Source organism: Runella defluvii (assembly GCF_014195535.1).
GTDB classification, from domain to species: Bacteria; Bacteroidota; Bacteroidia; order Cytophagales; family Spirosomataceae; genus Runella; species Runella defluvii.
Genome location: NZ_JACIBY010000003.1, coordinates 499457 through 522262, shown reverse-complemented (window position 1 = coordinate 522262; position 22806 = coordinate 499457). Strand labels below are relative to the sequence as shown.

The following is a 22806-nucleotide window of genomic DNA, read 5'->3' as shown; positions in this document are numbered from 1 at the left end:
ATTACTTGGTATTTGTTGGAAAACATAAAATCGACAAATAATAAGTTTTTATTAAACGGTCGTAAAAATGGTTTGACAGAACCGAATAAAACGTATTTTTGCGGTTTAATTGACTTCCGCCATTAAGTTGTACCCCAAACCAAGGAGTTTTATTATGTCAGCACAGGAAGAAAAAAAACGTTACTCTGAAGAGGAGTTGAAGGAGTTCGAAGAAATCATCAACACAAAACTTGAAGTTGCGCGTAAAGAATTGGCGTACATTAAGGACACATTAAGTCGCAAAAATGACAGTGGTACCGACAATACTGGTGCAGCGACCAAATTGATGGAAGATGTGGACACAAGCGAGCGGGAGCAAATGAGCCAATCGGCTGGGCGTTTGCAAAAATTTATTACGCAGCTTGAAAACGCGCTTATTCGCATCAAAAACGGTACGTACGGCATTTGTATTGATACTGGAAAGTTGATTCCAAAGGAGCGACTACGCGCAGTGCCACATACGCAACAAACGATTGAAGCAAAACTTCGTCGCGTATAATCGACGCACGAAACGTGGGAATACGCTGAGGCGACAAAGCCATTTTTCTTGCCAAAAAGCAAGAACGTGGTTTTGTCGCCCCTTTTTTTACTTATACACTGCGGGGCGCTTCTGCATTTTCGCCTGAAACGCCTCCATTAAATCATCAGAAAGTAACATAGCAGCATTCCAGGTTGCCATGTAATCGAGTCCGTCGGCTACTGAATGGTCGCGGCTGTGGTTGAGGATGGCTTTGGTCCCTCTGATTGATAAGGGTGACTTGCTCGCGATTTGTTGAGCTACTTTCATTACCTCCGTGTACATTTCTTCAGCACTTGCAAAAGTACGATTGACTAACCCGATGCGCTCTGCTTCCAAACCCGTTACATTTCGACCCGTGTAAGCCATTTCACGGGCAATACCAGGGGGAATAATTTTAGGGAGCCGTTGGAGTGTTCCCAAATCTGCCACCATTCCCATGTCAATTTCTTTGATGGTAAAGTAGGCGTCGTCGGTGCAGTAGCGCATATCGCAAGCACTTATAATATCCACTCCACCACCAATGCAGCCTCCTTTGATGGCCGCAATGACGGGCTTACTGCACTGCTCAATGGCGTTGATGGGAGCTTGTAGGGCCAGAATTTTTTTGCGAAGTTGTTCTCTTTTTCTCCCTTCGCAAGGTTGCGAAAATTGGGCTACGTTCATCAATAGCTCCAGGTCGATTCCTGCGCAAAAATGCTTGCCGTGCCCACTTAATATAATTACCCGAACGTCGTTGTTATCATCCAATTCTTCAAAAAGAACCTTCATCTCATCCCACGCCTTTTGATTTAGGGCGTTGGCACGTTCTGGGCGATTAAAATACACCCAGGCAATTGAATCCTCAATACGAAGGTCGAATGTTTCTAAGGTTGTCATGAGTCCGAAAGGGTTTATTAAAATAAAATCAATGGTATGCTTGCATACTATATTGCAAACCTACGCAACTAATTTTTGATTCAAAAAGATTTAGAGTAAAATTGTGGAGTTAAAACCCACTTACTACTTCTGATGAATTTTGAAACCTTAGTCATTAATAGTACGCAGTACCACGACGCCAATGCCAGTGCGGTGGTTCCGCCTATTTATTTGTCAACGACCTTTGAGCGTGAGCCCGATAGCAGTATTCCTCACGGACATATCTATACCCGAGCCAGCAACCCCAACCGAAATTCACTGGAAAAAGCCTACGCGGTATTGGAAGGTGGGGAAGTCGGGATGGCTTTTGCGTCGGGTCAGGCGGCTACGGCTACCATTTTTCAGTGTCTTTCTCCCAACGACCACGTCATTGTTCCTGACGATGCTTACTACGGAACCCCCGCTTTGTTGCAAGAAATAATGTCCGTTTGGGGTTTAAAATACACAAAGGTGGATATGAGCGATTTAGCAGCGATTGAGGCGGCTTTTTTGCCAAATACCAAATTAGTATGGATAGAAAGCCCGTCGAACCCCCAACTCAAAATTACTGACATTGCGGAGGTGGCTACTTTGGCTCGCCAAAAAGGCGCCTATACAGTTTGTGACAATACGTGGGCAACCCCTGTTTTACAACGCCCACTTGATTTGGGGTGTGATGTGTCGATGCACTCTGCCACCAAGTACTTTGGGGGGCACAGCGATTTATTGAGCGGGGCGTTAATATTTAAAGAAAATGGTCCGTTGGCTGAAAAAGCACGAATGATACAAGCATTGGGAGGGGCTGTGCCTTCGCCATTTGATTGTTGGTTGGTTTTGCGGGGGCTTAAAACGTTGCCTTTGCGGGTTCGTCAACAAACTTCGAATGCCGCACAGTTGGCAGAATTTCTGAGTACGCATCCTGCATTAGAAGCCGTTCATTATCCTTTTTTACCGAGCCATAGTGGGGTAGAGGTAGCCAAAAAACAAATGAGTGCGGGGGGGGCGATGATGTCGATTCAAGTGAAAGGGGGAGAGGCGGCGGCTTTGGCCTTGAAAAGCAAAGTAAAAGTGTTTATTAGAGCCACGAGTTTGGGAGGAGTAGAAAGTTTGATTGAACACCGCGCGACGGCGGAGGGAGTTCATTCGGTGAGTCCTAAAAACCTGCTTAGAATTTCGGTAGGGCTAGAGCATATTGATGATTTAATTGCGGATTTAAAGCAGGCATTAGAATGATTTTAACAAATTGATAATCAGCAAAAAGGGCGTTTTTAAGCGCTGTTGCGCTTTTTTTTTAGATTTTTTCTTAGAAAAAGCTTGACAAAGCTGTGTAATAGTTCTACTTTTGCAATCCCAAACGACGAGTGAGGGAAAACAAAGAGAGATGGCAGAGTGGTCGAATGCGGCGGTCTTGAAAACCGTTGACTGTAACAGGTCCGGGGGTTCGAATCCCTCTCTCTCTGCTGAAAGGTTGCAAATCAATGATTTGCAACCTTTTTTGTTTTTATTAAAAACAGTGAAAAATATCAAATGTCTAAGGAAGTAATCTTCCAATGTTGAAAGCATTAAAATCATTGGTGGGGGCTTACAGGCTCCCAAATCGCTAGGTATACTGCTGTTTATTATTGAATGTTCTATTCAATGCAGGCAGAATGTTTTTTGCTTTTTTTTTGCGCACTGCTATTCTTTTTTCGCTCCTTTAAAAACGCACTGAAAGCGGTATCGTCAGCTTTAGCTACTGCGCTATTAATCATTACGTCAGATTGATTGAGTTTTTGAAAATTAGGACTGCTTTTCATTGGGAAAATATCGTTTAAAGAGTTGATATGATTGAGGAGTATCAATGAACATTTGGCTGCCTCGACCAAACTGTTTCGCTCCTAAAGTTTCTTGGTAGTGTTCAATCAATTGGGTTTTAGAAACAAAAGATACAATACCGTCATAGTTGTATTCAAATGCTACTTTACAAGCATAGGCGACCAAATTTCCCGCTACTCCTTCATAGACTTTATTTTTTCCTTTGTTGAACTTTGCACTTTCTAGCAAGTGCATAAAGATATGGTCGTTTTTGTCTTCTATGCTCAACAGCCCATGAATAACTTTCGGGTTTTCGTGAGTTACCAACTTGAAAACGCTTCGGCTATTGTATTTAGTTTCTGCTTTCCAGTTAAAAACCCAATCAGATGCCTTAATCTCTGATGAAAACACAGGCAACACGTCAGTCAAAAAGCGTTCTCCCGTAATCGCATTTTCGATAGAGCTCGTTAGCTTATCAATCTGTTCACTAATTTTTGTCATGTGAGGGATGATATTCTTTGGCGAGCGGTGGAGTCCATGGCCAGCTCATTGTATTTTTATGAACAAATAAGTAAGCGTGAACGCCACTTATTCCCCCGTGTTTTAAAAAATGGGCTATTAATCTATGATTACCGTCGATAGCAACTAAGGGACTTGTTTCAAGATTAGGGCTTATAAATACAGGAGCATATTGGGCGTTAGCACTAAGGTCTATATTCTCATCTAATAAATTATTAATAGTTGTTTGACAGAGAGTTTGATCGTTTTTTGGGAAATTTTGCCTGGTAACTGATTTAAATATATCTCTTTATGAAGAATAATTTGGTAACAGAGCGCTTCATTTTCAGGGCAATGGGTGATTAATTCATCGTTGTTGATTCCAATCTTACCCCTGACTCCCTCGATTGTCGTTTCAAATTTCCTAATTACTTGATAATCAATATCAATAACTTTCATTTTTATATTTATTTAAATTTGATTTTGTCAAATTTAAATAAATCAGGTGAGGACTGCAATGATTTTATTATATCTTAAGTAATGTTTTTTAACCTTGATTGGAGTAAAATAGCGGCTATTGTTTCTGTTAAATATGCGAGAAGAAGAGTGTTTTTTGATTTTAAAGAATAAACAATTTGGTAGTCAAAGTTGATGTATTTTTGATGCGTAAGCTTCTATGTTGCCGATTTACAGGCTTATTTGTTTAAGAAACTCTATTCTCTTAAAAATTCTTAAACAAAAGCTTGACAAAGCTGAATAATAGTTTTACTTTTGCAATCCCAAACGACGAGTAAGGGAAAACAAAGAGAGATGGCAGAGTGGTCGAATGCGGCGGTCTTGAAAACCGTTGACTGTAACAGGTCCGGGGGTTCGAATCCCTCTCTCTCTGCTGAAAGGCTGCAAATCAGTGATTTGCAGCCTTTTTTGCTTCTATGCTCCTAAATTTACTCCACATTTCAATTACTGCAACCCGTATTTTTAGTCTCTATTTTGGTCGTAGAGGGCAAAATAGCCCCATTTTGGAAAAGGACAGACTTCTTGGCGTTGAAAACCACTTTTACCGCTGGGTCCACGGATTTGTTGACGATTATTCTACCGTTTGTTTCAAAAAGATATGTTTTGTAAGTCAGTGGAATATCGATGACAATGTCATTGGTAGGGCATTGGTATTCATAGGCACCTGCGTCGGGACGAAAATTTTTAACCCGTGTTTTTCCCGCCAAATCTTTGCTGCCTGCGGAGTCAGTGGCAACGGAAGAATGGTCGCTGAAGTCGTACGCTGGGGATGATTCTGAACTAAGTCGGAAGTTAGCACTAGCCACGTCCTGAAAAAGGGGATTGGACGAACGAGAGTTTTGGTCTTTGGATTCGTTGGTTTTAAAATTTTGGAGTCCATAACTATCGCGTTTTTCAATCATAAAGTGGGGATTATTGGTAAAAGTAGAGTGCCAAATGTTGTAGTCAGCGCTCAGCCCAATGACAAATTGAGCGGCGGGTTGCCAGCTATTCAAGAGTTTAGAACGGCCGCTGATGGAGGAGTAAAAAATATTGTTTCGGATGGTGCAGTTTTCTGAGTAGTCCAAATTAAGTTCGCCGTAATCTTGGGGCGATGTTTCAGAAGGCTCTAGTACTGAACTGTTATAATTGTTGACGCAGGTATTATTGATGATCCAACAATCTTTGATGCGTCCATTTTTACACCACGAAGTTTCTTTACAACCGCCTAAGCCAATTCCTCCTCGGGAGTTGTTGTAAGCCAGGTTGTTGCGAATGATTACCTTTTCGGCGGCAGCGTTGACGACACTAAATTGATTTTCGCAATTGATTTGAAATCCCCGTTGACTGTTTCGGCAGGTATTTTGTTCAACCACAATGTTCTTTCCGCCATCGACATAAATGCCTGCGGCCAAGGCGATTGGGCTTTTGCAGTTTTCTACCAGATTGCCCCGAATGATTCCGTTGCGCGCTTGGGAGTTGGAGGCGGAATTGTTACACCAGTTGTAATACCCTGCGGCTACAATTCCAATATTTCCAGTGTTATTGATATGGTTATTACTGGCAAGAAAACCATCGACATTACCGACAAAAGTTAATGCTTCGCTTACTCCCGTACGGCAATCGAAAATCGAACAACTATCGACGACAATGGCATTGATTGAGGTGGTTGAGTGGCTTCCACAAACTACGAAGGGGTTGAAGCCTGCGTTGGGGGAGGCGTAGAATTGGCTGAATTTACACTTCTTTAGTTCAAGGTGGTGGGACGTTCCTTCTATTTTGATTCCCCAGGCACTCCCCGTTAGATTTTTAAAATGAAATCCCTTGATTCTGACGTAGTTTTTGCTACTAATAAGCACAAAATAAGCTGCCGCGGCATTGCCATCAAAAATCGGTTCTTCGTTGGCATAGTTAAGAAATTCGATGTACTGATTAGCGTTGCCTGAATTAGGGAAGTTGATGTAGGTTTCGTTATAAGTACCTCCTCTAAAATAAACTTTGTCGCCAGCAGTGGCAGTACTACACGCTTTTGCAAATGTTCGCCAAGGTGTATTGATATTGGAGGGGTTAGCGGAGGCATCGTTCCCGCTTGGGGAAACGTAAAAAATACGCTGCGCTTGAAGGCGGCTTACCGATATAAGTGCTACAAAAATGAAAAGGAAGCGTTTCATTGGCTATTCGATTTAATGCGAAAAGACGAAGAGTAGATTTTAGTTGTAAATTGAAAATTATAGTAGTTGAAGTCAACATTGGAGGAATGTTTTTGCTTAACAATTTATCAAGCGTCAATTTTTGGTGAAGAGGTATCTGGTTTTAGGTTGAATCCTGTATCTTGCTTTTTTTTCAAACCAACCTATTACTTTACCTCCTTTTCATGAAAGAATCACTGGCGGCGCTGGATTACATTCGCCTCAATTTTTCTGCCGAAAGTTCGGCGGTGGTTAATATTGCCCTTGGCCTCATGATGTTTGGGGTGGCGCTTGACATCAAGCCGCATCATTTCCAAACACTGCTTCAGCATCCACGTCAGTTACTGGCTGGAGTTCTTAGTCAGGCCGTGGTGATGCCTGCCGCAACATTTTTGTTGGTCATGGCGTTGGGCGATAACATTACGGTAGGAGTTGCTTTGGGGATGATATTGGTGGCGGCTTGCCCAGGGGGAAATATTTCTAATTTTATTACTTCGCTTGCCAAGGGAAATGTAGCGTTGGCAGTGAGCCTGACGGCCATAAGTACGATGTTGGCGGTCGTTATGACGCCATTCAATTTTACTTTTTGGGGAAACTTGTACGCTCAAAGTAGCTCGTTGGTACGGCCGTTGTCGCTCGATTGGCGAGAGTTGCTCAAGTCGGTATCTATGATTCTTGGCTTACCAATGATTTTAGGAATGCTATGTTCTTATTATTTACCCAAAGTTGCTTTGTTTTTGCTCAAACCATTTCAGGTGTTGTCTTTGTTATTTTTTGTGGCGTTAGTAGTCATTGCCTTTACCCAAAACCTAGCTATTTTCTTAAACCACATTGGTTTCGTGTTTGTGGTGGTTTTGCTACAAAATACGCTCGCCATGGCTACGGGCTACGGAATGGGCGCCGTCTTTGGACTTTCAAAACAAAACCGCAGAACGCTCAGCATCGAAACGGGTATTCATAATTCGGGGCTTGGACTGGCCTTATTGTTCAATCCCGCCGTATTTCCTGTGGATTTACCTTTGGGCGGAATGGCCATTATCGCAGGTTGGTGGAGTATTTGGCATATCTTGGCAGGAACGTCGATTGCATTTTATTGGAGTAAAAACAACGCATAATAAAACCTAACCATGACCACATCAGCTATTTCAGTAGGGGTAGTTGGACTAGGGCTTATGGGGTGCAGCATTACTACTTGTTTGCTAATGGCAGGACATAAAGTAGTAGCAGTAGCTCCCTTGCCTTTGGATGTCCCAACTGCCCAACCGCGTATTCATGAACACCTTCAAAAATCGCAAGCGGAAGGATTGACTACTTTTGCACCCGAGCACTTTTTTGCTCAATTAACGATTACGGAAGACTACCACTTGCTGGCCGATTGTGCGTTGGTCATTGAATGTACGCTCGAAAGTTTGCCCATAAAAAAATCGGTCTATGAGAAAATTGAGGCTGTTGTCTCAAAAGAAGCGATTATTACTAGTAATACGTCGGCGATTCCCATCAGTATTTTGCAAAAAGAAGTGGCTCATCCTGAGCGCTTTTTGGGACTTCACTGGGCGGAACCTTCGCACACAACCCGTTTTTTGGAAGTAATTTGTGGGGAATTGAGTGATGTGTCAAAAGGAGAGTGGTTGTACGAAGTTTCCCAAAATTGGGGAAAAGAGCCTACCTTGGTTCGAAAGGATATTCGTGGGTTTATTACCAACCGCTTGATGTATGCGCTTTACCGTGAAGCGTTTCATTTGGTGGAAAATGGCTACGCGACCGTAGAAGATGTGGACCGTGCCTGTCGAAATAATGCAGGGTATTGGATGACGTTGGTAGGGCCGTTTCGGTGGATGGATTTGACGGGCGTTCCCGCCTACCATACCGTGATGAAAGATTTATTTCCAACCCTCAGTACAACCGCCGAGGTACCGAAGTTAATCGATGATATTGTGAAAGATGGAGGGAAAGGGGTGGCCAATGCACACGGTTTTTATCCTTATTCCGAAGAGGAAGCGCTTTTGTGGAAAAAAACCTTTGAGGAGTTTAGCTACGAAATTCGAGCGTTAGCTTTGCGTTATCCAGCCGACGTTGTCAAAAAGAAAATGGAACAAAATGGATAAAAAAATACCCCGATTCATACTTGAGTCGGGGTATTTTTATTTTTTAGATATTTCCTTTTTTGCGTTCCTTCACGGCGAAGTCAACGGCGCGGGCCGTCAGTGCCATATAAGTAAGTGATGGGTTGACGCACGAAGCTGACACCATACAAGCACCGTCGGTTACAAATACGTTTTTGCAAGCGTGTACTTGGTTGTTGCCATTCAAGACCGATGTTTTAGGGTCGCGGCCCATACGAGCAGTACCCATTTCGTGAATCGCCATTCCTAACCACGAACCACGGTCGTACGACTTCACGTTTTTCACACCCGCTTTTTCAAGCATTTCGGCAGCGTCATTGGCCATATCGACGCGCATCTTTTTCTCGTTTTCTTTGAGTTCGGCGTCAAATACCACCAATGGCATTCCCCACTTGTCTTTTTCTTTGGGGTCGAGGTACATGCGGTTTTCGTGGTAAGGCAAGGTTTCTCCGAAACCACCTAAGCCCATGCTCCAAGGTCCTGGTTTCGTCAATTCCTCTTTGAAGTCAGCGCCAAAACTCAATTCGGCTACGTTGCGTTGCCAACTCGCACGGCTTCCGCCTCCTTGGTAGCCAAATCCGCGTAGGTAATCACGTTTGTCGTTGCCAATGTTACGGTAACGTGGCACGTAGATACCGTTGGCGCGGCGACCGAAATAATATTTATCGGCATCACCTTCCCACGTTCCACTCGCTCCCGTACGGAAGTGGTGATCCATCAAGTTGTGTCCTAGTTCGCCGCTGTCGTTTCCAAAACCTGTAGGGAAACGATTTGACGTTGAATTTAGCAATACGGCCGTTGTGCCAAGTGCCGAACCACAAACAAAAATCAAGTTGGCGTTGAAGATACGTTCCTCAAGCGTTACGGCGTCAACCACGCGTACGCCCGTCGCTTTTTTCTTGTTTTCGTCGTAAATCAAGTTGGTGACAACTGAGTCGGGGCGAAGGGTTAATTTACCCGTTTTCGCGGCCAAAGGCAACGTACACGATTGGGTACTGAAATACGCGCCAAACGGACAACCCAAGGCGCATTTGTTACGGTATTGACAAGCAGCACGTCCGTTGTCAACCATAAACTGAGAAGGTTTGGTTAAGTTCGCAACGCGACCGATGGTCATCGTACGGCCAGGGAAATCTTTTTCAATGCGTTTACGAACTTCTTTTTCAACGCAATACATTTCCATTGGGGGTAAAAACTCGCTGTCAGGAAGCTGAGGCAGACCTAGTTTTTCTCCCGAAATCCCCGCGATTTTTTCTACGTAACTATACCAAGGCGCAACGTCTTTGTAGCGAATCGGCCAGTCAACGGCAATGCCATCTTTGAGGTTGGCTTCAAAGTCGATGTCACTCAAACGGTACGATTGACGCCCCCACATGATGGATTTTCCCCCTACAATGTTAGGACGGTACCAGTCAAAGCGCTTCACTTCTTTGTACAATGAATCAGAGTCGTTCATCCAATACTTTTCCGACATCTCGTTGTACGGATAATCGCGGCTCAATTTTGGGTGCGTTTCTTTTTGCTCTACCGTGAGGCGACCGTTGTATTTGGTTTGCCAAGGGTCTTTCATGGCATTTTCGTAGCCCGTTACGTGGTCTAATTTATGCCCTTTTTCGAGCATCAAAACGCGTAATCCTTTTTCGGTGAGTTCTTTGGCAGCCCAGCCACCGCTCACTCCCGAGCCCACAACGATTGCGTCGTAGGTCATTTCTTTTTGTGCATCTATGTTTAAATACATTGGAATCTAAATTTGAAACTACTGGATAGATAAATGAACGTATCAGTTCGGCATTGCTCGAATTAAAGTGCCCAGGCTTTTTGTCCTGGTTTCAGCGGAACACATCCTTCAAAACGTCCAGGAATTGGTAAATACTCAAGTGCTTTTGTAGCCCCAATCTCTGATGTGAAATACCCTGTCACAGTCAACTCTTTCATGCGCAAGAAAAACGCTTTGTCGCTGGTGGTGAGTGATTTAATAGCCTGAATTTTTTGAGCACCGTCGAGTTCAACAAAACTTTTTCCAAATGAAGAACGGCTGTCGGTGTTCAATTTGGTAAGCCCTGCATAGAACTTCTCTTGGTCTTCTTTGGGGAAACAATCGCGCATGACACGCACGATAAATTTCTCTACACCAGCGGCTTTGGCACCTGGGGTAGAAGTAGTTGGGATAATGACATCGGCTAATTCAGAAAGAAAAGCTTCTTGCTCTGCACTTACAGGAACGCTTTCGCCGAAATTCGTTTTTTCTCCGAGCACTCCAGCCATTGCGGGTGCGGAGATCATGCCCCCTAAAAGGAGAGCAACCTGCTGTATAGCATCTCTACGGTTCATGTTTGTATCGGGTGGTTTTGTATTTATAAAGTATAAGGTAGGAATATCTTACTATTGGTCTGTGCGAAAACAATCAGCAAGGGTTATTTTTTTGTGAAATAATCCCACGTAGCCTTTCCAATATCGGCAATGATTTTTTCATTGGTAGCTTCGCTTTCGGTGGAATTGGTGACAAATACACTGATGAAGACAGGACTGCCCGAGGGAAGGAAAAGTACCCCAATGTCATTGACAGCGGCGGTTAGTCCTTCGGCGTTGGTGCCCGACGAACCTGTTTTGTGAGCGAGCACCGTTTCGGCGGGAAGCTGACTTCTTAGCCGATTTTTGCCCGTTTTTGTTCCTTTCATCACCGCCCACAAAAATTCGTGGCTTTTGGATGAAAGTAATTTTCGTGAATTAAAATAATAGGCTGCCAATAGGTCATTGGCTGCTTTGGGGGTTGTCCAGTTTTGGTATTGTAACTCCCAGTTTTTTTGCATCACTTGTTCGTTGATTTTGATGGATACGTTCTTAAAACCACGACCCATCAGGTATTGTTCGACGGCCTGTGGACCACCGAGTAATTTGAGGAGCAATTCACAGCCGACATTGTCGCTTTCAGCTACGGTGTATTCAATGATTTTGGAAAGCTCGATGTCGCCGCCGTTGGGATACGCATCGCGGAGGGGACTGTACAAATCAGGGATAAGGTCAGCTTTTTCGACCTTGATGGGTTGGTTTAACTTAAACTTACCCTTGTCCACTTCCGACAACATCGCCAGTCCAATGTGTAATTTAAAAACGCTTTGCATCGGAAAACGGCCATTTCCGTAAAAGGACAACGTATCAGTGGGAGTAGGCCCCAAGATGGCGACGCCGACTTTTACTTTTTTGCCCGCGACGATTTGGCTGATTTTTTTCTTCAAATCGGGAAGCTGGGCCGAGGTAGTGAGTGAAAAAGTGGCAAAAAGGAGAAATAAGAGGCGTAAAAGGGAGGTCTGCATAGTTTGTGAGTGGGTCAATTTAAACAACGCCACGAAACTAGGCAGGAAAAATGAGATTCAAAATTAAAGGAAATTTAGTAATATGACGAGCGAGCTACCTATCGCTACTAAGTTTTTGTTTGATATTTTTTACGAATTCGACTGAGACACCTGTGATGTCAGCAATTTGTTCAACAGTAAGGCTCAATTTTTCAAGCAAGTTTGTAACAAACTTTGTTTGTTCCTGTTCTCGTGCTTTATCTTGCCCAATCAAATAGGCAACATCTCTTTTTTCATCTATATATTTCGCAATCCTATCCATGACAATATCTTTTAATTTTGATTCCAGTTTACGAAGTTGTGCTAACACTCGCAATTGATTGAAGGCTGTTTACTGGCCTGCATAACACTCGTAAAAATGGTGGAAGGGAGTAATAAATACCCTTTTTGGGCAGCTCGTAGAGCTTCAAAGGTCTCAAAACAACTTAAACAGGATATAGGTTTTAGTAAGGAGTGGCTTTTTTGTGTGATTAATTTATGTAGAAATAGTACAATACTGCATAAAATAAGCTAATTGAGTGTGTAAAATCCTCTTTTTAATCAATGTCTTACTATTCATGCAACAAAATTTTTATGCGCTGACACTGTTTATTATTGAGTCAAACTCAACAAAAACAGTATTATCTAATGTCTTATTCTTTTTATAAATGTTATCAATTGCTCTTTTTATTACTTCCATTACTCTATCAATTAATGCAGGGTCAGAAAAAACAGATTTGAATTTTTCTAAACTACTTTCATTTTCTTGGTAATGAGTTGTTAATTTATAAAATACATCATCAATAACAGCTTCTCCCTCCATATTTTCTGGTGGTATTATCTCTTTCTCTTGAATTCTATGAATTTCATTGTCTCTGATTTCAGCAAGTCGGTTCGCATACTCTAAACTAACTTCATTATTGGTAAAAATGAATGCAATTGAGTCAATTAAAGCATGCGTTCCTTGGACAATATCATCAGTAAGAAATGCTATCATTTCAGAGGATATTGTATCAGAATCAATTTTAAATTGAAGCAATGAATACTGGTCAATAAATCTACTTGGGGTCATTAAAAACCACCTTTGATATGTTGGGTTTTTTGTGAAAAATATTTTTTGAACATTGAAGAAAGTCTTATCCCATGAAAGTAGAATTGGTTGTAGTTTATGTATTTCAATATCATCGTCAGATAAATACTCCATGACAATAGCATCATTATTTAAACTAAATTTGGTTTTAAATTTATGGTTTAACATTAAATCATATTGAATAATTCTTGATGTATCTTCTATTTCATAAAGTTTTGTAGGGCTTGTAATCTGGAATCCCATTTTTTTTAGGTGACTTTCTATTATTAAATTATGTTTTTTATAGTTATCGCTGCTTTTAAATCCAAACTGGTCTAAAAAAAAATCGAAGCTTATATGTTCTTTTTCGGTTATGTAATTTAAATAGTAGTTATAAAATACGTTTCGTGATTTGCCCAATTTTGTGAAATTTGGTAATTGTGTAAAAGGTAAAAGATTGAATGCTTCTTCTAAGTGGGTTTGAACTTCCCATAAATATCGGTCAGGTAGATTGAGTTTTATTCTATTTTCAATACAAAAGTTAATTAAAAGTCTTGTAGTATTGAAATAATAGTTGTTGTAAACAGATTTAGGGTTGTGATAAAAGCATAGTCCATATATTGCTAATTGTGTATCAACAAAAATCTTTTTTTGAGTGTTAACATATTTTTCAATTCTTGAGAGATTTGAGGTCTCACTAAATACTTTGCCAGCACAAAATTTCTGTAAAAAGAAGTCTTCTTGACAAAAGGAAAATAACTCTTTAGCTAGAGATTTTATTTGCTCACTGGAACCTTTATAATGTACTTTTATGAAGTTAATAAAATCCTTGAATGTCCCAGCTAAATTATTTGTATGTAAATTGTCAATTAGTTCAATAATGTTTGTGTTAAAGTTGTTTATATAAATATTTTTCAATTCCATAATATATTCTTCCAAATGCTCTTCTTGACTATATGAATTTAAAGTGGATCGAATTCCTCGTATGAAATTACGTTCATTTGCATCATAAATATCTTTTAATTTAATTAATCTTTCTTTTTCTTCATTGGTAAGCTCATATTGACTAGAATTGTTCTTTTTGATTTTTTTGTTTGATTGAAGTTTATTTACGAGTTTATTGTAAAAAATATTATTTTCATTTTTGCCGAACTTATTTGAACATGACTTAAGAATTTCATTGAGATTTAAAGAGTCGTTTACAAGAATTTCTTGTAAAATGAAGGATTCTATAATTTGAAGTTTAAAATCTGAAGATTTTCCAAAACCAATCAAATCGAATACCAAATTTTTATCAGATTCAGGAAAAATAGAGTCGTTGAAAACAACTTTTTCAATTTCATTAGTATCTATAATGGCTTTTTGCAATTGTAAGTATTCTTCAGCTTCTTCTACGATTCGATTAGCTTCAATCAAAGTTAAGTTGATACTAAACTCAGATAAGGCTCTTTTTTGATACTCTCTAATTGATTTGTTAGTTAAAGGGCGAGAGTAAAAAAAGAATAATGAATTGCTGTAACCATATTTGGCATTATTCAGCCTAGCTTTTGCTACATCTTCAAATAATTTTATTTCAAATTTTGTTTTTTCTCTCTGAGTTTCTGATTTTTGAACTGTTAGTTGAAATTGGACTTTTTCAATTCCGCTATCGAATACCTTCATGTCAATACCTGTGTCATCTTTTCCATCAGTAAGAATAATTTTTTGATAATTATATACTTCTTTCAAATATATTTTTATAATTTTATCAAATTCGTATTTTTCACAGGCGACTAATGAATTTAATAGAAGTTTTTTTTGAGACATAGCAATATAGTTTTGAAAACTTTTAACTTGTTACTAATCGAAATCGTACTTCACTTTAAATATATAATTATTTGAGGTATATAGTGAAGTTAAGCGTGTTCGTATTTTTTTATCAACAACTACAATAATACTTGATGACAAAGATTTTTCCAAAAAAAGTTATCAAACGGTAAAACCCCTCGCACAACCTAACAAAAAAACAGCCCCACCTCGCGGCAGGGCTGTTGTGCATTTATAATCTTTGATAGTTGTGGACGGTCTGACTATCGTCTGACCGTGGACCATTGTCCGTGGACTATCGACTAAAAAAATTACTTCACTTCTTCAAAGTTGACAAACTCACCTTCTTGGCCGTTGCCAGCGTTGGCTTGTTGGCCAGCGCCTGCCGATGGGTCTTGTGGCGCACCTGCGTCAGCACCTGCGGCGTAGATTTCTTGCGAAGCGGCGTTCCAAGCTTCGGTGATTTTGGTCATGGCGGCGTCGATAGCGGCAGCATTGCGGCTGCTGTGTGCGGTACGGAGTTCTTCCAAAGCCCCTTCGATGGCCGATTTGTTTCCTGCCGAAAGTTTGTCACCGTATTCTTTCAACTGCTTCTCCGTGCTGAAAATCATTGAGTCAGCTTGGTTCACTTTCTCGATTTCTTCGCGGGCAGCTTTATCAGCGGCTTCGTTGGCTTTGGCTTCTTCGCGCATCCGTTGGATTTCAGCATCTGAAAGACCGCTTGATGCCTCGATGCGGATTTTTTGCTCTTTACCCGTTCCTTTATCTTTTGCCGTTACGTTCAAGATACCGTTGGCATCCACGTCAAACGTTACTTCGACTTGTGGCACACCGCGTGGGGCTGGTGGAATACCGTCGAGGTGGAAACGGCCGAGGGTACGGTTTTGAGAGGCCATTGGGCGCTCACCCTGCAACACGTGCAACTCTACCGAAGGCTGGTTGTCAGAAGCCGTCGAGAACGTTTCTGATTTTTTGCTTGGAATGGTTGTGTTCGCTTCAATCAATTTGGTGAAAACACCACCCAAGGTTTCGATACCCAATGACAACGGAATTACGTCAAGCAAGAGTACGTCTTTTACCTCACCTGTCAAAACACCTCCTTGTACGGCAGCACCGATGGCTACTGCTTCGTCAGGGTTTACGTTTTTAGAAGGTTTTTTTCCAAAGAACTTCTCTACTTCTTCCTGAACGCGTGGAATACGAGTTGAACCACCCACAAGAATCACTTCGTCGATGTCCGAAATACGAAGACCCGAGTTATTCATGGCGCGCTTGCAAGGTTCCATCATGCGTTGGAACAAGCTGTCGGCCAACTGCTCAAACTTCGCTTTTGTCAACGAACGTACCAAGTGTTTTGGAATGCCGTTTACTGGGAATATATAAGGTAGGTTGATTTCTGACTGCGTTGAGCTTGACAACTCAATTTTTGCTTTTTCAGCCGCTTCTTTCAAACGTTGAAGCGCCATCGCATCTTGACGGAGGTCGATGCCCTCGTCTTTCTTAAATTCGTCGGCCAACCAGTCGATAATCACTTGGTCAAAGTCATCACCTCCAAGGTGTGTATCACCGTCGGTTGATTTTACCTCAAATACGCCATCGCCTAATTCAAGGATAGATACGTCGAACGTACCACCACCTAAGTCAAAAACGGCGATTTTGATGTCTTTTCCTTGTTTGTCCAATCCGTAGGCCAAAGCTGCTGCGGTAGGCTCGTTGATGATACGTTTTACGTCCAAGCCAGCGATGATACCCGCCTCTTTGGTTGCTTGGCGTTCGGCATCGTTGAAGTAAGCAGGCACCGTAATCACGGCTTCGGTTACTGTTTGTCCGAGGTAATCTTCGGCGGTTTGCTTCATTTTTGTCAAAATGTGCGCCGAAATTTGTTGAGGTGTAAACAGATGCTCACCGATACGCACGCGAGGTGTGTTGTTAGCTCCTTGTTCGACAGTATATGCAACGGTCTTGAGTTCGCTTCCTACTTCTGTGAAGCGCTTACCCATGAAACGCTTGATAGAAGAGATGGTATTGTGAGGATTGGTAATGGCTTGACGTTTTGCAGGAGCACCTACTTTGCGTTCGCCGTTTCCGTTGTCCATAAACGCTACCACCGAAGGGGTGGTGCGAGCACCTTCGCTGTTGGCAATTACGACGGGTTCGTTCCCTTCCATTACGGCCACACACGAGTTAGTAGTGCCTAAGTCAATTCCAATTATTTTTCCCATTAGTAGTAAATTTTAAGTGAGCTTTTTAAGCTCGTTTAACAGATTTAAAGAGGGAGGGCTTTTGGCTGTTGCACCCCTCTTACGGGGCTAATATGTACAACGAGTGTGCCAGTGAAAATTTTAAAAGCTAAAAATGACAATTTGGCAGAAAATGCGCCGCTTTGCGTCAAATCGCGGAAAAAGGCATAACGTAAGGATTAGGCTACCCGTCACATCGTCTTGTTTTGTCAAGCGGCGTTGGGAAAAATAGGCAGTTTTGACAGCCGTTATTCGGGCAAGGATGGTGGATTTACCCAAAACTTTCTCGAAATTTGTGGCACAATTATCCGAACCGAAGATTTTGAAAGGGATTCTGTCATTTTTTTGCTTGTGTGTAGCTTTTTTGAGCGTAGTTGGGTGTTCTAGTGATACCCGTCAAAGTACCCGTATCCCACCACTGCCGACCGATGATGCCACGCACCGCATTAAAGTCGGAATTGAGTACTTAACCACCGTCATCCGAAGAAGCCCCCGTTCGGCCGCTAATTATCACAAACGCGCCGAGCTTTACGTGGCGCTGCGTGAGTATGACCGTGCACTCGAAGACATTGAAGAAGCCCTTGACATCAGCCCCAGCAATGGACTATTTCTGTTGACCCGAGCTAGGGTATTGCGCCAATTAAAAAAATATGACGAGGCTTTGGCCTCTGCCCGACGGGCGGAAGTATTGCAACAAGATACGCCTGAATTGTACGTATTGTTGGGGGATTTGACCCAACAAAAACGCCAGTTTCGACAAGCAAAATTGTATTTAGCAAAGGCACTCCAAATGGCTCCCTACGACGGAGAGGCGTATTTTTACACGGGACTGCTCGATGCCCGTCAGGGTGACACGCTTTCGGGGGTTGCGTTGATGCAGCGGGCTTTGGACTTAAAGCCGCGCTTTTTGCCCGCTTACGTGGAGCTTACGACCATTCATACCCGCTTGAGAGAATACGATCAGGCGAGGGAAATCAACAGAATTGGCTTAAAGTACTTCCCCAAGGAATCACAGTTGCATTATGCCCGAGGTGAGATGTATTTCACCCAAAAACGGCTGGACAGTGCTTTGATTAGTTATCGAAAAGCCATTGTATTTGATTCTACTAATTACATAGCTGATTTTTACGCGGGTATTATTTATTTAAAATGGAACAGTATTCCGCAAGCCATCAAGAGTTTTCAAAAAGTGCAGCGTTTCAATCCCAAATACCCGCAAATACATTTCTTATTAGGTACCGCCTATGACCGCGTTGGAAATTTGGACGGTTCTATCGAACAATACAGCCTTGCCGCCGAGCAAGACCCAACCGATTGGCGCTCCAAGGGGCGGTTGTACCGCGCCCAACAACGTAAAATGTACTTAGAAACCTACGGGACGTTGCCGCCTGCGGCGCCCGAAGCCGTGGCGGAGGCCGAGGATGAAACAACGGCTCCCGAAAAGGCATTGGATCCGTCGCGGGTGCAAATCGAGGTGCTAACCCCGAACCTTCAATTGAAAACAAAGGCAGATACCAGTCGAAACTTCAAAATCAAACCGTAGAGAGGTTGGCAAAATTCAGAAAAAAGCCCAATTTTGCGCCCAAGCAATCCGTGTAGTACAAGTAGTAGATGGTTGTCGTTTAATCGTTCGCCACTGAGGACGTGGATTGTATCTCCAAACAATTTAACAAAATGTCTGAACAAATTAACATTACCTTGCCTGACGGTAGCATTCGTAAGTATGCCGCAGGTGTGTCCAGCATGGACATCGCGCTGAGTATCAGCGAAGGGCTCGCACGTAATGTGCTGGCTGCCAAAGTCAATGGACAAGTTTGGGACGCAACGCGCCCCATTACGTCGGATGCCAACGTCCAATTGTTGACCTGGAACGATACCGAAGGGAAAGCTACTTTCTGGCACTCGTCGGCGCACTTGTTGGCCGAAGCCATCGAAGCGTTGTATCCAGGAACCAAATTCGGAATTGGTCCAGCCATTGAAACAGGTTTCTACTATGACATCGACTTGGGAGGAAAAACGTTTTCGCAAGATGATTTCAAAAAAGTGGAAGACAAAATGCTGGAGTTGGCGCGTCAAAAAAATGACTACAAGCGCAGCGAAGTCAGCAAGGCCGACGCCATTACGTATTTCACCGAAAAGAACGACGAATATAAGTTGGAATTGATTGACGGATTGGAGGATGGCCAAATCACGTTTTACGAACAAGGTAGCTTTACCGACTTGTGTCGTGGACCGCACATCCCTAATACTGGTTTTATCAAAGCCGCCAAAATCATGAACGTGGCAGGCGCCTACTGGCGCGGCGATGAAAAACGTCCGATGCTGACGCGGGTGTATGCCGTGACGTTCCCGAAACAAAAAGAACTAGACGAATACATCCACTTATTGGAAGAAGCCAAAAAACGCGACCACCGTAAGTTGGGGAAAGAACTAGAACTCTTTACGTTCTCCGAAAAAGTAGGACAAGGGTTGCCGTTGTGGTTGCCGAAGGGGGCGTTGTTGCGCGAGCGTCTGGAAAGCTTCTTGCGTCGGGCGCAAGTACGGGCGGGTTATTCGCCCGTTGTTACGCCGCACATTGGGGGTAAACAATTGTACATTACGTCAGGACACTGGGAAAAATACGGAAAGGATTCGTTCCAGCCGATTCATACGCCCGAAGAAGGCGAGGAGTTCATGCTGAAACCAATGAACTGCCCGCACCACTGCGAAATTTATAAATCTCGTCCGCGCTCGTACCGCGAATTGCCATTGCGTTTGGCGGAATTTGGAACAGTTTATCGTTACGAACAAAGCGGTGAGTTGCACGGACTAACGCGCGTACGGGGCTTTACCCAAGATGACGCCCACATTTTCTGTCGAGCCGACCAAGTGAAGGACGAATTTAAGCGGGTGATTGATTTGGTTCAATACGTTTTTCGTTCGTTAGGTTTTGAAAATTACAGTGCCCAAATTTCGTTGCGTGATCCCGAAAAACCAGAAAAGTATTTTGGTAGCGACGACGATTGGAACAAAGCGGAAAGTGCCATCATCGAAGCCGCAGCCGAGAAAGGGTTGAATACCGTGACTGAATTGGGCGAGGCAGCCTTCTACGGCCCTAAGCTCGACTTCATGGTGAAAGACGCGTTGGGACGCAAATGGCAGTTGGGGACTATCCAAGTCGATTATCAGTTGCCACAACGTTTTGATCTCGAATACATGGGGTCAGACGGAGGCAAGCACCGCCCCGTGATGATTCACCGCGCGCCGTTTGGTTCGTTGGAGCGTTTTATCGCCATTTTGATTGAAAACACGGCGGGCAACTTCCCACTTTGGTTGTCGCCTGATCAAATTGCGGTATTGCCAATTTCGGAGAAATACCAAGATTTTGCCAACGATGTGTTCTTGCAGTTGCAAGAAGCCGACATTCGTGGGTACGTGGATCACCGCGATGAAAAAATTGGTCGCAAAATCCGCGACGCGGAAGTGAACAAATTGCCGTACATGTTGATTGTTGGGGAAAAAGAGCAAGAAGAACGCAAAGTGTCGGTACGTCGCAAAGGCCAAGGCGATTTGGGTCAAATGCCTTTGGAAGAATTTATCGCTCACTTTAAGTCAGAAGTGCAAGGAACAATCGCCACGTTTGGTTCTTAAAATAGTCGTTGGTAAAAGTACCACAAAAAAAGAGCTTCTTGCCCTTCTGGGTTTAGAGGCTCTTTTTTTGTGCTAAGGTTGAGTCTCGCGAAAAACTAATTAAATTCTAATGACATTTGTTTCGTAAGATGAGTACTTTAGTACTGAAATGAAGGATTCTTGCGTTACATTATAAAATGTTCTAAATCGTTCCTCACTACTGAAATAGCCATGCGAAAAACAATCTACCTAATTTTACTTTTTATCGCTAGTATGGGATGTGCCTATGCCCAACCGCAACAAACGCTTGATGCGAATGAGTTGTTTCTCAAACAAAATCCCCAATACCGTTCTACCTTTACCAAAGATGGTGGAAGGTACTTAGTGCTGGATGTGTATCGAATGGGCAAAATTCGTCGGCACCGTTTTTTTGTGGGGGATGAACTGATATTTTCAACCAAAAATAAACGGAAAAGAAGCAAGCAAACCATCGTGGCGGTTTCGGATAGCTCTTTTACGTATTCTACGTACAACGACATCTTGGGAGAGTATGAACATACGGAAGTCCTGATTGCTGATGTTCATAAAATCAGGCTTAGTCGAAACATTCCTTTTGTTACCCAAGGCGCGGTCATGTTGCCTCTGGCAGGGGGCGTTTTGTTATTGACAGATACTTTTATTACAAAGGGCGGGGTCGATTTTTTGGTTCAATTTGACCCCAAAACTGCCTTAATCGCGGGAGGAATCGCTTCGTTGGGAATTTTATGTGCCAGGGCTAGTTTTCCTAAGTATCGGGTAGGAGGGAAGCATCAGTTGAAGGTACTGAAAGTATATTAAAAGTCGTGCCTTCTTCGGCTATGTGTGAATTGAGGAAAACGGCTTGTGCTTCGGTTAAAAACGAATCCACTTCTTTGTAGCGCGACGAAAAATGCCCAATCAGTAATTTGCCCACATTGGCTTTTTTTGCAATGGTCGCGGCTTCACTGGCGGTCGCGTGAAAACGTGCCGAGGCTTGGTGTGCCAAATCATTTTGAAAAGTAGCTTCGTGGTACAAAAGCGAAGCCCCACGAATGATGGGAATAATTGCCTCGTCGTAGCGGGTGTCCGAACAATAGGCATAGCTGCGGGGTGGCGGAGCTGGCAAGGTATATTCGGCTACACTGTAGAGGAGGTTGCCACCTTCGTCGTAAATGTCTTCCCCGTTTTTGAGTTGACGTAAATAATCAAACGGAATCCCGTCCGTAATTTTCTCTTTAATGAGTTTGCGTTTGTGGGGTTTTTCTTGAAACAAAAATCCAGCACAAGGAATGCGGTGACTCAATGGAATGGTAAAGACGGTGAAACACGGATGTTCGTAAAGAAGTGTAGAGGTAGTTGTGTTGGTCTGCGTAAAAATAATCCGAAACTGCAACGGTGTCTGAGAGTACTTAAACTGGAGCGTGAGTACTTCGTCCAGCCCTTGGGGGCCAAACAACAATAAATCGTCGGTACGCCCACCGAGGTTGAGACTCGACAACAAACCAATCAGCCCGAAGTAATGATCTCCGTGCAAATGACTAATAAAAACTCCCTTGAGTCGGCCAGGACGTACTTTGTAGTCGAGCAGGCGAAACTGCGTACCTTCTCCGCAGTCAATCAGAAAGTGGTCACTTTCGTAGGTGAGTAACTGCGAAGAAGGGTGGCGGTTGAGGGTGGGGGTAGCTGAGCCAGCCCCCAAAATAAGAACAGAGAATGGCATTACGGTTTTTCGCTCTGGGTATAACCGTCCTCGTCCATGTCGTCGTCGTTGAAATCATCACTTTCGGCGCTGAACTCATTTTCCAAGTCATTCATAAATACGGCGTCGATGCCTTCTTCTACACTTGGGAGAATGGTGACGTCGCGTATTTTGCCGTCGATGAGCAAATCCACAAAGTCGTCGTTGTCAGAAACCAAAACCATCAACCCAAGTTCACGTGAACAAAGCATGTTGATTTTTTTGAGAATGCTGATTCCCGCTGAGGTAATACTCGTTGCTGTGGCAAAATTGAGAATCAAGTTATGGAACCCTTCACGAAACAGTCCACGAGCGACGGTTTCTAACTCAGTCGCCATGGCATCGTCAAAGGCAGACTCGTGAATATTAACTAGGGCGTATTGTTCGTGTTTTTGAATGGTATGTGTCATAAGTCTATAACGAATAAAAACTAAAAATAGGT

The 22806-nt window shown here is 42.9% G+C and carries 20 protein-coding genes and 2 tRNA genes; 9 read left to right on the top strand and 13 right to left on the bottom strand.

The features are described from left to right. Positions 1-154 precede the first annotated feature (154 nt). A complete protein-coding gene (locus FHS57_RS09670) occupies positions 155-538 on the top strand; it encodes a TraR/DksA family transcriptional regulator (protein ID WP_028525477.1) in 384 nt (127 codons plus the stop codon). Between the two features lie 87 nt (positions 539-625). Here the strand turns inward: FHS57_RS09670 and FHS57_RS09665 are convergent, their stop codons facing one another. Continuing rightward, positions 626-1435: a crotonase/enoyl-CoA hydratase family protein gene (locus FHS57_RS09665; RefSeq protein WP_183972928.1), complete on the bottom strand. Its 810-nt coding sequence runs from the start codon at positions 1433-1435 to the stop codon at positions 626-628. A gap of 132 nt (positions 1436-1567) precedes the next feature. On the opposite strand from FHS57_RS09665, the gene FHS57_RS09660 reads away from it, so the two are divergent. Together FHS57_RS09660 and FHS57_RS09655 are read left to right on the top strand one after the other, a co-directional pair. Then, a complete protein-coding gene (locus FHS57_RS09660; RefSeq protein WP_183972926.1) occupies positions 1568-2686 on the top strand; it encodes a trans-sulfuration enzyme family protein in 1119 nt (372 codons plus the stop codon). 142 nt (positions 2687-2828) lie between these two features. Further along, positions 2829-2913 (top strand) — tRNA-Ser (locus FHS57_RS09655). Positions 2914-3084: 171 nt separating this feature from the next. On the opposite strand, the gene FHS57_RS09650 is transcribed toward FHS57_RS09655, so the two are convergent. The 3 genes from FHS57_RS09650 to FHS57_RS09640 all read right to left on the bottom strand — a co-directional run bounded on the left by FHS57_RS09650 (position 3085) and on the right by FHS57_RS09640 (position 4204). After that, complete coding sequence (locus FHS57_RS09650; RefSeq protein ID WP_183972924.1) at positions 3085-3249, bottom strand: hypothetical protein; 165 nt, start codon at positions 3247-3249, stop codon at positions 3085-3087. After that, positions 3233-3748 carry a hypothetical protein gene (locus tag FHS57_RS09645; protein ID WP_183972922.1) on the bottom strand — a complete coding sequence of 172 codons (516 nt, stop codon included), beginning with the start codon at positions 3746-3748 and terminating at the stop codon, positions 3233-3235. The genes FHS57_RS09650 and FHS57_RS09645 overlap by 17 nt, the downstream gene beginning before the upstream one ends. A gap of 222 nt (positions 3749-3970) precedes the next feature. Further along, entirely contained in the window at positions 3971-4204 is a 234-nt protein-coding gene (locus FHS57_RS09640; RefSeq protein WP_183972920.1) for a hypothetical protein, read from the bottom strand. A 345-nt stretch (positions 4205-4549) separates the two neighbouring features. Between FHS57_RS09640 and FHS57_RS09635 the strand changes: the two genes are divergently transcribed. Further along, positions 4550-4634 (top strand) — tRNA-Ser (locus FHS57_RS09635). A gap of 67 nt (positions 4635-4701) precedes the next feature. Here the strand turns inward: FHS57_RS09635 and FHS57_RS09630 are convergent. After that, a complete protein-coding gene (locus tag FHS57_RS09630) occupies positions 4702-6411 on the bottom strand; it encodes a right-handed parallel beta-helix repeat-containing protein (protein WP_183972918.1) in 1710 nt (569 codons plus the stop codon). A gap of 203 nt (positions 6412-6614) precedes the next feature. Here FHS57_RS09630 and FHS57_RS09625 point away from each other — a divergent pair, with 203 nt between their 5' ends. Together FHS57_RS09625 and FHS57_RS09620 are read left to right on the top strand one after the other, a co-directional pair. After that, positions 6615-7544, top strand: a complete 930-nt coding sequence (locus FHS57_RS09625) for a bile acid:sodium symporter family protein (RefSeq protein WP_183972916.1) — start codon at positions 6615-6617, stop codon at positions 7542-7544. A gap of 12 nt (positions 7545-7556) precedes the next feature. Next, on the top strand, positions 7557-8534 hold the full coding sequence (locus FHS57_RS09620; protein WP_183972914.1) for a 3-hydroxyacyl-CoA dehydrogenase family protein: 978 nt from the start codon (positions 7557-7559) through the stop codon (positions 8532-8534). A gap of 43 nt (positions 8535-8577) precedes the next feature. Here the strand turns inward: FHS57_RS09620 and FHS57_RS09615 are convergent, their stop codons facing one another. From FHS57_RS09615 to dnaK, 6 genes are all read right to left on the bottom strand, one after another. Further along, a complete protein-coding gene (locus FHS57_RS09615; RefSeq protein WP_183972912.1) occupies positions 8578-10290 on the bottom strand; it encodes a GMC oxidoreductase in 1713 nt (570 codons plus the stop codon). Between the two features lie 62 nt (positions 10291-10352). Continuing rightward, the gene (locus FHS57_RS09610; RefSeq protein ID WP_183972910.1) at positions 10353-10883 is read right to left on the bottom strand and encodes a gluconate 2-dehydrogenase subunit 3 family protein; all 531 of its coding nucleotides are present in this window, start codon (positions 10881-10883) and stop codon (positions 10353-10355) included. Positions 10884-10966: 83 nt separating this feature from the next. Next, on the bottom strand, positions 10967-11866 hold the full coding sequence (gene bla, locus FHS57_RS09605) for a class A beta-lactamase, subclass A2 (protein ID WP_183972908.1): 900 nt from the start codon (positions 11864-11866) through the stop codon (positions 10967-10969). Positions 11867-11960: 94 nt separating this feature from the next. Continuing rightward, positions 11961-12215, bottom strand: a complete 255-nt coding sequence (locus tag FHS57_RS09600) for a hypothetical protein (RefSeq protein WP_183972906.1) — start codon at positions 12213-12215, stop codon at positions 11961-11963. 261 nt (positions 12216-12476) lie between these two features. After that, positions 12477-14759, bottom strand: a complete 2283-nt coding sequence (locus FHS57_RS09595; protein ID WP_183972904.1) for a hypothetical protein — start codon at positions 14757-14759, stop codon at positions 12477-12479. Positions 14760-15070: 311 nt separating this feature from the next. Beyond that, the gene (gene dnaK / locus FHS57_RS09590) at positions 15071-16981 is read right to left on the bottom strand and encodes a molecular chaperone DnaK (protein ID WP_028525504.1); all 1911 of its coding nucleotides are present in this window, start codon (positions 16979-16981) and stop codon (positions 15071-15073) included. A gap of 313 nt (positions 16982-17294) precedes the next feature. On the opposite strand from dnaK, the gene FHS57_RS09585 reads away from it, so the two are divergent. From FHS57_RS09585 to FHS57_RS09575, 3 genes are all read left to right on the top strand, one after another. Beyond that, a complete protein-coding gene (locus FHS57_RS09585) occupies positions 17295-18542 on the top strand; it encodes a tetratricopeptide repeat protein (protein WP_221225584.1) in 1248 nt (415 codons plus the stop codon). A gap of 131 nt (positions 18543-18673) precedes the next feature. Continuing rightward, positions 18674-20629 (top strand): threonine--tRNA ligase, encoded by a 1956-nt coding sequence (gene thrS, locus FHS57_RS09580; protein WP_183972900.1) that lies wholly within the window; start codon positions 18674-18676, stop codon positions 20627-20629. A gap of 210 nt (positions 20630-20839) precedes the next feature. Next, positions 20840-21445 carry a hypothetical protein gene (locus FHS57_RS09575; protein WP_183972898.1) on the top strand — a complete coding sequence of 202 codons (606 nt, stop codon included), beginning with the start codon at positions 20840-20842 and terminating at the stop codon, positions 21443-21445. Here FHS57_RS09575 and FHS57_RS09570 read toward each other — a convergent pair. Both FHS57_RS09570 and FHS57_RS09565 read right to left on the bottom strand, forming a co-directional pair. Next, complete coding sequence (locus FHS57_RS09570) at positions 21393-22346, bottom strand: ribonuclease Z (RefSeq protein ID WP_183972896.1); 954 nt, start codon at positions 22344-22346, stop codon at positions 21393-21395. The two genes, FHS57_RS09575 and FHS57_RS09570, sit on opposite strands and share 53 nt — an antisense overlap. Beyond that, positions 22346-22774 (bottom strand): STAS domain-containing protein, encoded by a 429-nt coding sequence (locus FHS57_RS09565; RefSeq protein WP_183972894.1) that lies wholly within the window; start codon positions 22772-22774, stop codon positions 22346-22348. Before FHS57_RS09565 ends, FHS57_RS09570 begins: the two co-directional genes overlap by 1 nt. Between the last annotated feature and the right edge of the window lie 32 nt (positions 22775-22806).

Excerpts from the sequence above, each read along its gene's own strand:
- FHS57_RS09670 (WP_028525477.1), top strand. The coding sequence starts at position 155 with ATGTCAGCACAGGAAGAAAAAAAACGTTACTCTGAAGAGGAGTTGAAG.
- FHS57_RS09665 (WP_183972928.1), bottom strand. The coding sequence starts at position 1,435 with ATGACAACCTTAGAAACATTCGACCTTCGTATTGAGGATTCAATTGCC.
- FHS57_RS09660 (WP_183972926.1), top strand. The coding sequence starts at position 1,568 with ATGAATTTTGAAACCTTAGTCATTAATAGTACGCAGTACCACGACGCC.
- FHS57_RS09650 (WP_183972924.1), bottom strand. The coding sequence starts at position 3,249 with ATGAAAAGCAGTCCTAATTTTCAAAAACTCAATCAATCTGACGTAATG.
- FHS57_RS09645 (WP_183972922.1), bottom strand. The coding sequence starts at position 3,748 with ATGACAAAAATTAGTGAACAGATTGATAAGCTAACGAGCTCTATCGAA.
- FHS57_RS09640 (WP_183972920.1), bottom strand. The coding sequence starts at position 4,204 with ATGAAAGTTATTGATATTGATTATCAAGTAATTAGGAAATTTGAAACG.
- FHS57_RS09630 (WP_183972918.1), bottom strand. The coding sequence starts at position 6,411 with ATGAAACGCTTCCTTTTCATTTTTGTAGCACTTATATCGGTAAGCCGC.
- FHS57_RS09625 (WP_183972916.1), top strand. The coding sequence starts at position 6,615 with ATGAAAGAATCACTGGCGGCGCTGGATTACATTCGCCTCAATTTTTCT.
- FHS57_RS09620 (WP_183972914.1), top strand. The coding sequence starts at position 7,557 with ATGACCACATCAGCTATTTCAGTAGGGGTAGTTGGACTAGGGCTTATG.
- FHS57_RS09615 (WP_183972912.1), bottom strand. The coding sequence starts at position 10,290 with ATGTATTTAAACATAGATGCACAAAAAGAAATGACCTACGACGCAATC.
- FHS57_RS09610 (WP_183972910.1), bottom strand. The coding sequence starts at position 10,883 with ATGAACCGTAGAGATGCTATACAGCAGGTTGCTCTCCTTTTAGGGGGC.
- bla (WP_183972908.1), bottom strand. The coding sequence starts at position 11,866 with ATGCAGACCTCCCTTTTACGCCTCTTATTTCTCCTTTTTGCCACTTTT.
- FHS57_RS09595 (WP_183972904.1), bottom strand. The coding sequence starts at position 14,759 with ATGTCTCAAAAAAAACTTCTATTAAATTCATTAGTCGCCTGTGAAAAA.
- dnaK (WP_028525504.1), bottom strand. The coding sequence starts at position 16,981 with ATGGGAAAAATAATTGGAATTGACTTAGGCACTACTAACTCGTGTGTG.
- thrS (WP_183972900.1), top strand. The coding sequence starts at position 18,674 with ATGTCTGAACAAATTAACATTACCTTGCCTGACGGTAGCATTCGTAAG.
- FHS57_RS09575 (WP_183972898.1), top strand. The coding sequence starts at position 20,840 with ATGCGAAAAACAATCTACCTAATTTTACTTTTTATCGCTAGTATGGGA.
- FHS57_RS09570 (WP_183972896.1), bottom strand. The coding sequence starts at position 22,346 with ATGCCATTCTCTGTTCTTATTTTGGGGGCTGGCTCAGCTACCCCCACC.
- FHS57_RS09565 (WP_183972894.1), bottom strand. The coding sequence starts at position 22,774 with ATGACACATACCATTCAAAAACACGAACAATACGCCCTAGTTAATATT.